This is a genomic window from Gemmatimonadales bacterium (assembly GCA_030697825.1).
GTDB lineage: Bacteria > Gemmatimonadota > Gemmatimonadetes > Gemmatimonadales > JACORV01 > JACORV01.
This window is the reverse complement of the sequence record JAUYOW010000272.1, coordinates 39,910-52,312: the sequence shown is the minus strand read 5'-3', so window position 1 is coordinate 52,312 and position 12,403 is coordinate 39,910. Positions and strand designations below refer to the sequence as shown.

The 12,403-nt window shown below is 72.5% G+C and carries 13 protein-coding genes; all 13 read right to left on the bottom strand.

The window, feature by feature from the left end; translation table 11 throughout:
• The coding region (locus tag Q8Q85_13430) for an NAD-dependent epimerase/dehydratase family protein (protein ID MDP3775258.1) at positions 1 to 350 on the bottom strand (350 nt) is incomplete at its 3' end.
• Positions 351 to 903: 553 nt separating this feature from the next.
• Complete coding sequence (locus Q8Q85_13425) at positions 904 to 1,353, bottom strand: hypothetical protein (GenBank protein MDP3775257.1); 450 nt, start codon at positions 1,351 to 1,353, stop codon at positions 904 to 906.
• Entirely contained in the window at positions 1,354 to 1,581 is a 228-nt protein-coding gene (locus Q8Q85_13420; GenBank protein ID MDP3775256.1) for a hypothetical protein, read from the bottom strand.
• Between the two features lie 120 nt (positions 1,582 to 1,701).
• Positions 1,702 to 2,844 (bottom strand): TIGR04053 family radical SAM/SPASM domain-containing protein, encoded by a 1,143-nt coding sequence (locus tag Q8Q85_13415; protein ID MDP3775255.1) that lies wholly within the window; start codon positions 2,842 to 2,844, stop codon positions 1,702 to 1,704.
• Positions 2,845 to 2,864: 20 nt separating this feature from the next.
• Positions 2,865 to 4,148, bottom strand: coding sequence for a glutamate-1-semialdehyde 2,1-aminomutase (hemL, locus tag Q8Q85_13410; protein ID MDP3775254.1), 1,284 nt, complete (start codon positions 4,146 to 4,148; stop codon positions 2,865 to 2,867).
• Positions 4,145 to 5,545: a protoporphyrinogen oxidase gene (gene hemG / locus Q8Q85_13405; GenBank protein ID MDP3775253.1), complete on the bottom strand. Its 1,401-nt coding sequence runs from the start codon at positions 5,543 to 5,545 to the stop codon at positions 4,145 to 4,147. Before hemG ends, hemL begins: the two co-directional genes overlap by 4 nt.
• Positions 5,542 to 6,465: a ferrochelatase gene (hemH, locus tag Q8Q85_13400; protein MDP3775252.1), complete on the bottom strand. Its 924-nt coding sequence runs from the start codon at positions 6,463 to 6,465 to the stop codon at positions 5,542 to 5,544. The genes hemG and hemH overlap by 4 nt, the downstream gene beginning before the upstream one ends.
• Positions 6,462 to 7,520, bottom strand: a complete 1,059-nt coding sequence (hemE, locus tag Q8Q85_13395) for a uroporphyrinogen decarboxylase (protein ID MDP3775251.1) — start codon at positions 7,518 to 7,520, stop codon at positions 6,462 to 6,464. Before hemE ends, hemH begins: the two co-directional genes overlap by 4 nt.
• Positions 7,511 to 8,200, bottom strand: coding sequence for a chlorite dismutase family protein (locus Q8Q85_13390; GenBank protein ID MDP3775250.1), 690 nt, complete (start codon positions 8,198 to 8,200; stop codon positions 7,511 to 7,513). The genes hemE and Q8Q85_13390 overlap by 10 nt, the downstream gene beginning before the upstream one ends.
• Positions 8,201 to 8,214: 14 nt before the next feature.
• Positions 8,215 to 9,216: a porphobilinogen synthase gene (gene hemB, locus Q8Q85_13385; GenBank protein ID MDP3775249.1), complete on the bottom strand. Its 1,002-nt coding sequence runs from the start codon at positions 9,214 to 9,216 to the stop codon at positions 8,215 to 8,217.
• Positions 9,213 to 9,998 carry a uroporphyrinogen-III synthase gene (locus Q8Q85_13380; GenBank protein MDP3775248.1) on the bottom strand — a complete coding sequence of 262 codons (786 nt, stop codon included), beginning with the start codon at positions 9,996 to 9,998 and terminating at the stop codon, positions 9,213 to 9,215. Before Q8Q85_13380 ends, hemB begins: the two co-directional genes overlap by 4 nt.
• Positions 9,995 to 10,912 (bottom strand): hydroxymethylbilane synthase, encoded by a 918-nt coding sequence (gene hemC, locus Q8Q85_13375; protein ID MDP3775247.1) that lies wholly within the window; start codon positions 10,910 to 10,912, stop codon positions 9,995 to 9,997. The genes Q8Q85_13380 and hemC overlap by 4 nt, the downstream gene beginning before the upstream one ends.
• Positions 10,909 to 12,216, bottom strand: coding sequence for a glutamyl-tRNA reductase (gene hemA / locus Q8Q85_13370; protein MDP3775246.1), 1,308 nt, complete (start codon positions 12,214 to 12,216; stop codon positions 10,909 to 10,911). The genes hemC and hemA overlap by 4 nt, the downstream gene beginning before the upstream one ends.
• Between the last annotated feature and the right edge of the window lie 187 nt (positions 12,217 to 12,403).

Sequence of the window (12,403 nt, the reverse complement as noted above, 5' to 3'; positions counted from 1 at the left end):
GACGCCTCATAGCCCAGCCGCCGCAGCCCGGCGAGATCCGCTTCGGTGAAACTCTGGTAGCGCGACTCCAATCCCTCGGGCAGCGCGGTGTACTGGATGGTACCCGAGCCGTGCGCAGCGATGAGCGCGTGCGCCACGTCGTTGAAAGTGCGGCTCCGGCCGGTTCCGCAGTTGACGACCCCCTTGCGGACCGGTCCCCGGGCGAAGAACAGGTTCGCGCGCACGACATCCTCGACGTAAACGAAATCCCGCCGCTGCTCGCCGTCGGCGTATCCGCCGGTGCCCACGAACAGCCGGACGGAGCCCGTCTCCCGCAGCTGCCGGGCCATCTGGAACACCACCGAGGCCATGCGTCCCTTGTGGGCTTCGCCCGGGCCGTAGACGTTGAAGTAGCGCAGCCCGACGACCGTGGCCGTGGCTTCGAAGAAGCGCGCGGCGGACCAGCCGGTCGACCAGGAGCTTGGAATGGCCGTAGACGTTCAGGGGGTGCTCGTTCCGCTCGTCCTCGGCGAACGTCGTGCTCGCGCCGTACACGACGGCACTCGACGCGTAGACGAACGGGATGCCGGCGGGGACGACCCAGTTGAGGAGCACCTCCGAGGAGCGGACGTTGTGCTCCATCATGACACGTTCGTCACGCTCCATCGTGTCGGTGCACGCGCCCTGGTGCAGCACGGCCTCGATGGTGGCGCCGAACGCGCCGCGCTCGACCTGGTCCAGAAACTCCCGCCGGTCGAGCAGGTCGGCGATCCGACAGTCGGCCAGGTTTGCGCGTCGGTCGGCGTGGATGAGATCGTCCACGACGACGATGTCGCTCGTCCCGGCGTCGTTGAGCGCCCGGACGATGTTGCTGCCGATAAAGCCGGCTCCGCCGGTGACAATGAACAGGCCCATGGGTGGCGATCAGGACCGATCGGGATACGGGGCTACGTACTCAAAGGTGAAGACGCGGCGAATCCGAGCCATGTCCCGCGCATTCTGCGTCACCAAGACGACGCCGCTCTCGCGACAGGAGTAGGCGAGCAGGATGTCGAAGGCGAACCCGCGCCGCACCTGAGCCGGCTGGAGTCCCTCCCGTGCGCGGAGCGTCGCCAAAGTCAGTCCCAAAGCGTCCCAGGCGGCGGCGCTCGGGGTAACCAGGCGACGGCGCCCAACGAACGGGCCCAGCACCGTGTCTTCCAGCTTCTCCCTATCCCGCGCCGAGCGCGCCCCGGCACGGAGCTCCGCGGCAACCACGCTACTCAGGAAGAGACGGGGCGCCGACCACGTCGTGAATCGGGTAAGCGCCGTCCAGGCCTCTGAATCACGGCTCGCGTCGATATAGCAGTTGGCATCGAGGACGTACTTGCGCACTCAGTCCCGCCGGTCGAGTTCAAGCCCCGCCAACGTGCGCAGCCCCTCACCGAGCTCCTGACGGAAGGCGACCAGATCTAGGGCCAGCTCGACAGTTTCTCGTTCCGTCTCGGCCCCGAGGAGGGTTTGGGCCCGGCGCAGAGCCTTGGGATCGAGCCAGAACTCCTTGCGGACCTTGCCCCGGCGGCTGGGGTGCTTCCTGGGCGCAGGAAACTTGGTGGACGGCATATCAGGCTCCGACTGGATGTACGTACGAACATGCTGTTGCATCCGTACGGACGCAACCCTGGGGTCCTGAGTGCGGCATAGCGAATGGGGCTTGGCTGCGGGCCGCTCGCGGAGGCCGGCTCAGGCCGCTGGCTCGTAGGCGCATAATGGATCGGAGCCCAGCATGTCCCCGGTCATCGCGAAGGCCCGCGCGCGCGAGCCGCCGCACGCCCAGCGGAACTCGCACGCGCCGCACCGGCCCGTGAACCGGTCGGCGTCCCGCAGCGCGCGTAACGCGGGCGCCGACCGGTAGATCTCCGGCAGGGGACGCTCGCGGACGTTGCCCAGGTGCGGGTACGGGAGGAAGCCGGCCGGGTGCACGTCGCCGCGATGCGAGACGAAGATCACCCCGTTGCCGTCGCGCACTCCGAACCCCATGCGCTTGGCGAACCGCGCGATCTCGGCCTTAGGCGTCCCTTCGGCCTGCTTGCGCTGGATCCAGAAGCGGCGGTAATGCGGCGCCTCCACGGTGCTGATGTGGAAGGGCGCGTCGCGCCCGGTTTCGTACACCCACGCGAATAGCGCCTCGACGTCGGCTGCGCTCGGGATCCCGAGGCGCTCCCCGCGGCCGACTGGCACCAGCAGGAACAGGCTCCAGCGTCGCACCGGCGGGCTGGCCTGCTCGCGCAGCAGGCGCAGCAGCGCCGGTAGGTGCGGCAGCGTCGCGGTCGTCACGGTCGTGTTGACCTGGACCGGCATCTTGAACTCGCGCGCCCAGCTCAGGGCCCGCATCGAGTTGGCGAACGTGCCCGCCACGCCCCGGAACGCGTCGTGCACCTCCGCGCTCGGGCCGTCCAGGCTCACCCCCATCGCCGATACGCCCAGCTCGCGGAAGCGCGCCACGTGCTCGCGCGTCAGGCTGGGCGTGGTGCTGGGCGTGATGGAGACCGGCAGCCCGATCTCGCGCCCGTAGCCGATGAGATCCAGGATGTCGGGCCGCTGCATCGGGTCGCCGCCGGTCAGGATCAGCATGCTGCCCATCGCCTTCACGTCCCGCATCAGCGCGCGCCCCTCGTCCGTCGTCAGCTCCAGCGGGTCGCGATGGCGGATCGCGTCGGCCCGGCAGTGCTGGCAGGCCAGCTCGCACGCGATCGTCGTTTCCCAATACACGTTGCGCGGCGCCGCCCGGAACACGTAGCCCGGATAGGACGTGCCGGCCAACTCAGCCGCGACGTCGAAGCTGTTCTCGGCGTGGTGCTGAAGGGTTGCGTGGGGATGCGGCATATCGGCTCCGTGAGGTCGGATCAGGTGGCGAACGCGGCGCTCGCCGCCGCTTCGGTCCGGCTCAGCTCCGCCTCGCCGTGCGCGGCGGACAGGAACGCGGCCTCGAACTGCGACGGTACCCAGTACACGCCGCCGGCCAGCAGGCCCCGAAAGAACCGGCCGAAGGCCTCCGTATCGGCGGCGCGGGCGCTCGCCCAGTCCGTGACGGGGCGGCCGGTGAAGAACACCGTGAGCATGGTGCCGACTCGGTTGACGACGACCGGCACCATGGCGCGCGCGGCCGCGCGCTCGAGGCGGCCCGCCAGGTCCGCGGTGGCCGCGGCGATGGCGTCCCACACCCCCGGGCGCTCCAAGGCCGCGAGCGTGGCGATCCCGGCGGCCATCGCCAGCGGGTTGCCGGCGAGCGTGCCGGCCTGATACACCGGCCCCGCCGGAGCCACCAACTCCATGATCTCGCGCCGGCCGCCGTACGCGCCGACCGGCAGCCCGCCGCCGATCACTTTGCCCAGCGTGGTGAGGTCCGGCGTGACGCCGCTCAGGCCCTGCGCCCCGCCGGGGTGCACCCGGAAGCCGGTCATCACCTCATCGAAAACGAGCAGGCTGCCGTGCTCACGGGTGATAGCGCGCAAGCCTTCGAGGAAGCCGGACACCGGCGGCACCACGCCCATGTTTCCCGCCACGGGCTCTACGATGACGGCGGCGATGCGGCCGCGGTGCGCCTCGAACAGCCGCTCCACCGCGGCGAGGTCGTTGTAGGGGGCGACCAGCGTGTCGGCCGCCGTCCCCGGCGGCACCCCAGGCGAGTCGGGCAGGCCGAGCGTGGCCACGCCGGAGCCCGCGCGCACCAGCAGTTGGTCCGCGTGGCCGTGGTAGCAGCCTTCGAACTTGAGGATGGCGTGCCGGCCGGTGAATGCGCGCGCCACCCGCAGCGCGCTCATCGTCGCCTCGGTGCCGGAGTTGACGAACCGCAACAGATCGAGGGCGGGGAAGAAGCGGCGCACCGCGCGCGCCAGCTCGACCTCCAGCGGGCTCGGAGCGCCGAAGCTGGTCCCGCGCTCGGCCGTCTCCCGGAGCGCCGCGACCACCACGGCAGGCGCGTGGCCCAGAATGAGCGGGCCCCAGGAGAGGACGTAGTCCACGTAGCTGTTCCCGTCCACGTCGCATATGTGGGCACCCCGGCCGCTGGCGATGAACAGCGGCTCGCCCCCCACCGCACGGAACGCGCGCACCGGCGAGTTCACGCCTCCGGGGAACAGGGCGCACGCCTCGGCGAACAGCTCGCCCGAGCGCGGCCCGGCGGTCATGCGCCCACCCCTTGCAGCTGCACGGCGACCGCGTCCGCCGCCGCCGAGCCGGAAGCGATGCAGTCCGGGATCCCCACGCCGCGATAGGAAGCGCCAGCCAGGGCCAGCCCTGGCATCGTGCCGACCCGCTGCTCGATGCGCGCCAGGCGCTCGCGGTGCCCCACCGTGTACTGCGGCATGCCCTTGGGCCAGCGGTAGATTCGCCACAGTGCCGGCTCCGCCGTGATGCCGTGAACCGCCGCCAGTTCGGCTTGGGCGAGCGCCTTGAGCGCCTCGTCGTCGCCAGCCGCCGCCTCCTCGCGCCCGGCGCGGCCGACGAAGAACCGCAGCAGCACACCGTCCTCGGGCACCCGGGCGGGGAACTTGTTCGACGTCCAGGTGCATGCCACGATGCTGCCCCCCTCGGCACGCGGCGAGACGTAGCCGTACCCTGGCAGCGGTCGCCGGATTGCCGCGCGGGAGAACGCCGCCGACACGGTCGCGGTGCTCACGAACGGGATGCCGCGCAAATCGGCGGCCAGCGGTGGATCCATCTGGCCCAGCAGGTCGGCGGCAGCGAAGGCCGGCGCGGCAACGATGACGGCCCGGGCCGCAAGCGAGGTGCCATCGGCCAGCTCGACGCGCCAGTCATCAGCGAGGCGCCGAACTGCGGTGACTGTCGCGCCGGTGCGCGTCCGGCCCGCCAGGCGCTCCTCGAGCGCGGCCACCAGCTCCGCCAGCCCGCGCTCCGGCGTCACGAAGCCCAGCGGCTTGGCGCCGTTGCCGCCCTTCAGACGCTGCCGCAGCATCAGCCGCAGGATGGCGCCGTGGGTCCACTCCGCGTCGCGCAGCTGCGGGAACGTGGCCGCCAGGCTCAGCGCCTCGCCGTCGCCCGCGAAGATGCCCCCCAGCAGCGGCTCGATGAGCCAGGCGTACGCCTCGGCTCCGAACCGGCGCCGCGCGAACTCGGCGATGGACTCGTCGGCCCCGTCGCGGCGCGGTGGCACCAGGATCTCCAGCGCGGCGCGGGCACGGCCCCGGAGCGACAGCAGCGGCGTGGTGAGCAGCGGCCCGATGCGCGAAGGCACCAGGCCCGTGATGCCATCCGGCAGCTCGTGCAACCGGCCGCCGCGCTTGACGTAACTGCGCCGGTACCGCGGGTCCGTGCCGCGCAGGCGCTCGGCCAGCCCCAGCCGGCGGCACAGCTCGACGCCGGCGGGCTTCGAGGCCAGGAAGCAGTCGGGCCCGCCCTCGATGACGAACCCCTCCACGTGCTCGGTGGAGATCTTGCCGCCCAGCCGCGGTGCGCCCTCGAGCAGCAGCACCGCGTCCGGCCCCAGCACCTCCGCGAGCCGATGCGCGGCCGCCAGTCCCGCGATGCCGCCGCCCACCACCACTACGGGCACTCGCGCCGTCACGTCCACCCCGCCGCGCGCGCCGTCGCTCGGGTCAGGTCCGCCAGCCCCGCGATCATCCCGGGCGCGTCGTTCAACATGGCGATGCGCTCCAGCCGCACGCCGAGCTCGGCCGCGCGCTCCACCAGCTCGATGTCGAGATCGTACAGAATCTCGACGTGCTCGGACACGAACCCGATCGGTGCCACCACCACGTGCCGCGCGCCCGCGCCCGCCAGCTCATCGAGCACCTCGGACACGTCCGGGCCCAGCCACGGCTCCTGGGTATGCGATGCCGACTGGTACGCTAACCGGTGGGGCCGCGGCCCCAGCACCGCCATCACCGCGTCCACCGTCTCGGCCAGCTGACGCGGGTACGGATCGTCCCAGGTCCGGATGCGCTCCGGCAGGCTGTGAGCCGTGAAGATCACCGGCGCGTCCCGCTGCGCCGCCTCCGGGAGGCGCGCCAGCGCCGCCCGCACGTGGTCGGCCACCGCGCGCACGTAGCCGGGCAGCAGGTGCCAGCTCTCGATGCCGCGCACCATCACGCCCGACTGTGCCTCCTCCACCTCGGCGTAGTACGCCCCGATGCTGAGGCGCGAGTAGTGCGGGGCCATCACCACACCCACCACCTCGCGGACGCCCCGCTCGGACATGCGGGCCAGCGCGTCGCCGATGTAGGGGTGCCAGTGTCGCATCCCGACCGCCACCTCGTACGGCCGGCCCCCGTCCCGGAGCGCGTCCTGGAGCGCGCGGGCCTGCGCCTCGGTGCGCTCCAGGATCGGGGAGCGGCCGCCGATGCGCGCGTAGCGCTCGCGGACCTGCGCCACGACCTCGGGCGGCGTCGGGCGGAAGCCACGCACGTCGAGCAGGTAGCGCTCGACCTCGCCGAGGCTGCTCGGCCCGCCGTAGGCCATCACCAGCACGCCGATCGGCGTGGTCACGCCGCCGCCCCGCCCGCGGTTGCCTCGTGCACCAGGTCCACCACCGCGCGCACCGCGTCCACCGGTGTCCCGGGCAGGATACCGTGGCCGAGGTTGAACACGTGCCCCGGCCGGCCGGCCGCCCGGCGCAGCACCGCGCGCACCTGGCGCGTGAGCTCCCGCGGGGGGGCGAACAGCGCCGTGGGGTCGAGGTTGCCCTGGACTGCGCGGTCCATGCCGACGCGCCGCCGGCCCTCGTCGAGCGGGGTGCGCCAGTCCAGCCCGATCACGTCGCCGCCCGCCTCGCGCAGCAGCTCGAGCAGGTGGCCCGTGCCCACCCCGAAGTGGATGGTCGGCACTCCGAGCGGGCGCAGCGACGCGAACAGGGCGCGCTGATGAGGCAACACGAAGCGGCGATAGTCGTCCGCGCTCAGCGCGCCGGCCCAGCTGTCGAACACCTGCACCACCTGCGCCCCGGCCTCGACCTGCGCGGCGAGATAGGCGGAGGTGACGCGCACCAGCCGCACCATCAGCTGGTGCCACGCCTCGCTCGCGCCGTACATGAAACGCTTGGTCTCGACGAACTGGCGCGTGGAGCCGCCCTCGATGGCGTAGCTCGCCACCGTGAAGGGCGCGCCGGCGAAACCGATGAGCGCAACCCGGCCGTCCAGCTCCCCGCGCACCAGCCGCACCGCCTTGAGCACCGTGCTGAGGTCCTCCCGAACGTCCACCTCGCGCAGTGCGGCCACGTGTCCCGGCGTGCGGAGCGGGTTGGCGATGACCGGCCCCTCGCCGGACGCGAACGCCAGCTCGAGACCCATCGGCACCAACGGCAGCAGGATGTCGGAATACAGGATGGCCGCGTCCACGCCGAGCCGGCGCACCGGCTGGAGCGTGACCTCGGCGGCCAGCTCGGGTTGGGCGCAGATCTCGAGCAGGGAATGGCGCGAGCGGATGGCGCGGTACTCGGGCAGGTAACGGCCGGCTTGGCGCATGAACCATACCGGCGTCACGCCCGCGGGCTGCCGCGCGGCCGCCAGGAGCAGGGGCGCCGTCGCCGTGCCGCTCACAGCCATGACGCGAGCGCCTCCTCGCCCTGCTGCAGCAGGCCGGTGTGCAGCGGCGCGTCGCGCAGGGTGTAGCGCCGGGCCTCCGTGCCGCGCAGCTCCTGCACCAGGCTGAGGAAGCGCAGGGGGTCGCGAGTCTCGTACACCACCACGAACTCCTGGTCCTGAAGCCCGTACGAGTACAGCAGGAGTTGCGTGATGTCCTCGTACTGCTTGCCGACCTTGATGTGCCCGGCCATCATCCGCTGCCTCGCGTCGCTGTCCGTCAGGTACCACTCCGCCGTCTTCACGAACGGATAGATGATGAGGTACGGGTGCCGCTCGGGCGCGAACGGATCCAGCTCCTGCGTGGAGCGGGTCTTGGTGTACCGCGACGGCCTGGTGAACCCCCACAGCGTCTCGCGCACCTCGACCAGAGCGCGGACCTTCGCGGTGGCCGCCGCCCAGCCCGCGAAGAACGCCGCGGCAGCGCCAGGGTCCTCGGCGCGCCGGGCCGACCACACCAGCAGGTCGTTGCCCGCCTCGAGTCCGTAAACCTGGTAGAGGTGCAGCGCCTCCGAGGCGCCGCGCAGCGCCGCCAGCCAGTCACACCGCGCACGGACCCGCGCCTCCTGGTCCAGCCGCCAGTAGGTGTCGGTGAAGCGCACCAGCGCGAAGTGGTTCAGCGTGATCGGCGTCTGCTCGGGCATGCGCGCTCCGGCCCTCAGGCGCCCAGCCAGCGCGCCGCGTCGCGCGCGTGGTACGTGATGACGAGGTCGGCGCCGGCGCGGCGGATCGCCGTGAGGATCTCGAGCACGGCACGGCGCTCGTCCAGCCACCCGCTCGCCGCCGCGGCCTTCACCATGGCGTACTCGCCGCTCACGTTGTAGGCGGCCAGCGGCAGCTCGGGGAACCGCTCGCGGGTGGCGCGGATGATGTCGAGGTAGGCCAGCGCCGGCTTGACCATCAGCATGTCGGCGCCCTCGGCCACGTCGAGCGCGTGCTCGCGCAGCGCTTCGCGCGCGTTGGCCGGGTCCATCTGGTGCGTGGCCCGGTCGCCGAAGGCCGGCGCGCCCTGCGCCGCGTCGCGGAACGGGCCGTAGAAGCTCGAGGCGTACTTCGCCGAGTACGAGAGGATCGGCAGGTGGGCGAACCCGGCGCCGTCGAGGGCGGCTCGGATCGCGCCCACCATCCCGTCCATCATGCCCGATGGGGCCACGATGTCGGCGCCCGCCTCGGCCTGCGCGACCGCGACGCGCCCCAACACCTCCAGCGTGGCGTCGTTGAGCACGTAGCCGGCCGGCAGATGCGCGTCCGGTGCGCCCACCGTGCCGTTGACGATGCCGCAGTGGCCGTGGTCGGTGTACTCGCACAGGCACAGGTCGGCGATCACCACCAGCTCGGGCACCGCGCGCTTGATCGCGCGCATGGCGCGCTGGATGACGCCGTCGGGCGAGGCGGCGTCGCTGCCGGTGGCGTCCTTGGAAGGCGGGATGCCGAACAGGATGACCGCCGGAATGCCGGCGCGCGCCAGGGACTCGGCCTCCGCGGCCACGCGGTCCACCGGCCACTGCGACACGCCCGGCATGGACGCGATCGGCCGCTCGGCTCCGCCGTGGGGCGACACGAAGATCGGCGCCACCAGGTCCGAGGACGCGAGCGTGGTCTCGCGCACCAGGGCGCGGAGCTGCGGCGTCAGGCGCCAGCGGCGCGGGCGGACGATCATCGGGGGCCTACCATCGGCGCGACCGGCGCCGTCGCGAAGAAGGACTCGAGCGCGTCCACCAGCGCGGTTGTGGTGTGCTCTGCGGGCTGGATGGCGACCGGCAGGCCCAGCTCGCGCACCGCATCGCCCGTCACGGGGCCGATGCACGCGATCGCGGCGCGCCGGATCAGCCGCTCGGCAGCCGCGCCGCCCGCCGCCAGAAAGCCGCGCACGGTGGACGGCGAGGTGAAGGTCACGGCGTCCACGGGCGTCTCGAGGACGCGCAGCGCGCCGGGACCGGGACGCGCGGGCACGGTGCGATAGACGACCACCTCATCCACCTCGGCGCCCGCGGCGCGCAGGGCGGCGCCGGTCTGGCCTCGCGCGATGTCCGAGCGCGGGAGCAGCACTCGCCGTCCCACGAGCGCGCCCAACGCCCCGGCCAACTCGCTGCCGAGGTACGTGTCCGGCGTCGCCGCCACCGCCAGGCCGCGCTCGGCGAGCGCCGCGGCGGTGGCCGCGCCGACCGCGGCCACCTTCACGCCCGCCGGAAGCGTCGTGCGGCCCGCGGCGCGCATCCGGTCCAGGAAGCACGCGACCGCGTTGGCGCTGGTGAAGGCGATCCAATCGTAGCCCTCCAGCCCGCCGATGGCCCGGTCGGCGGCCGGGTCCGCGACCGGCTGGAGTTCGATGGTCGGGAACGCGATCGCGCGCCCGCCACGCGCCTCGATGGCTGCGCACAGCGTTGCGGCTTGCTCGCGCGAACGGGTGACCAGCACCATCCTGCCGGCGAGCGCGCTCACGCGATCAGTTCCAGGGCGCCCGCCTCGGATGCCTGACGCGCCAGGGAGAGGCCGAGCGCGCGGGATTCGGCCGCGGGCGCGTTGCCCTCAACCCGCACTACACGACTGCCGTCGAGCGACGCCACCACGCCGCGGAGTGCCACGCGCGCCGAGTCGGCGCTCGCGTGCGCGGCGATCGGCGCTGCGCAACCGCCACCCAAGCCCTCGAGGAACGCCCGCTCGGCCTCCACCGCCGCGCGCACGGCCGGCTCGTCAAGCGCCGCCAGCGCCGCGCGGGTGGCCGCGTCGCTTTGGCGGCACTGGACCGCCAGGGCGGCCTGGCCCGGCGCGGGCATCACCACCTCCAGCGGAAAGAACTCGCGGATCGCATCGGCCAGCCCCAGCCGGATGACTCCCGCCGCGGCGATCACTATCGCGTCGTAGTCGCCCCGCAGCGCCTTCCGCACCCGGGTGTCCACGTTGCCGCGCAGCGGCGCCATTGCCAGGTCCGGCCGCGCCGCAAGCAGTTGCGCGCTGCGCCGCGTGCTGCACGTGCCCACGGTGGCGCCGGGGGGCAGCGTGGCGAGCGTCCATGGCTCCCGCGCGATCAGCACGTCGCGGGGGTCCTCCCGCATGCCGATCGCCGCCAGGCAGAGCCCCGGCGACGGCTCCACCGGCAAGTCCTTGAGCGAGTGTACGGCGAAGTCGATGGCGCCATCGCGCAGCGCGGTCTCGATCGCTTCCGTGAACACGCCCTGGCCGCCGATTTCCGGAAGCGGCCGATCCAGCATCCGGTCGCCTTCGGTGGCTATCAGTACCTCCTCACAGGTCAACCCGGCGAGCGTCCGCAGCGCCTCCGACACGCGCGCCGTCTGCCAGCGCGCCAACGCTGAGGCGCGGGTCCCACCCCGCACGACTCGCGTCGCCAGCGTCACGCTGCGCTGCCTCCCGCCGCTTGGTCGTCCTGGTCGAGTCCGAAGAGCTGGCGCGTGACAGCCGTGTACGTACGGGCCTGGTCCGGGCTACGCGCCTCACGCAGCCGGCGGGTCGGCTCGTGCAGCAGCTTGCTGACGAGGGACCGGGAGAACAGCTCGATCTGCTGTAGGAGTTCCGGCGGCACATCCCCAAGCCGTCTCGTCAACCGGTCGATCTCTCGCAGGCGGATCGTCTCGCTGCGGGCGTGCATTTGCGCCAGCAGCGGCCGAAGCAGCACGCCCCGGCGCCATTCCTCGAACCGCGTGACTTCCTCGTCAACGATCCGCTCGACCGCGGGGATCTCCCGTCGCCGCATTTCGAGGTTGTCGTGCAGGCGCTCTTGAAGCGCGTCGATGTCGTGGACTTCGACGCCGGGGATCTCACGGACCGCCGCCTCGACATCGCGGGGGACTGCGATGTCCATGAACACCCGTCGCCGCCCGTCCCCGCCGGGGCCAACTGCCCGCTCGACGAGCTCGCGGGTGACGACGGCATGCGGTGCGGCCGTCGAGCACAGCACCGCGTCGGCCGCTCGGATGGCGGCCGCGAGGTCGTGCCACGCCAGCGCGGTCGCGCCCCAATTGCTCGCCAGCGCCTCGGCATGCTGCGAGGTGCGGCTTACGACCGAGATCCGCCGGACGCCGTGCGCGCGGAGCGCCTCGCCGGCCAGCCGCCCCATCTTGCCCGTTCCCACGATGAGGACCGCCAGGCCTTCGAGCGGGCCGGCGACCTCGGACAGCAGCCTCACCGCCTCCGAACTCACTCCCGTCGGACGCCGGCAGATCCCGGTCTCGCTGCGCGCCCGACGGCCCGCGCGCATCGCAGTGCGGAACGCGGCGTCGAGCACCGGACCGGACGTGCTCTCCCGCGTGGCCAGCTGGTGCGCCGCCGCGACCTGGCCCAGCACCTCCGATTCGCCGATCACCATCGAGTCGAGCCCTGCCGCAACCCGGCACAGGTGCCGGATCGCGTCCGCGCCGAGCCGCGCGGAAAGGTGCGCGTCCAGCCTGGCCGCCGGCACGTCCCGCCACGCCGCGAGCACCCGAGACAGCACGGTCGGCGCGGTGGTCGGATCGGTCGCGGCGGCGTAGAGCTCGGTACGGTTGCAGGTGGAGAGAATCGCCAGCTCTCCTAGCCCGGCAGAGGCGGTCTCGCCGGAAGCCGCCGCGAGGAACTCTCGCTGCTCGGCGGGACCGAAGGCGAGAAGCTCCCGTAGCGCGACGGGAGCGGAATGGTGACTGAGACCGATGCATACGAACGGCATGTGGCCCTCTCTAGCGCGCTGTTCTCTTCGCGCGTTACCGGTCATACTAGGGCCAAGCCACTACGCGGGACTATTGTGGATTCTACCTAGGGGAAAACGGCTGACTCCGCTGCCGACATGAAGTTACCTTCATGCCGTCGGCTCGTCTCAGTGGGTCTCTTCTCCACATCCAGGCGCGGCCACGGGT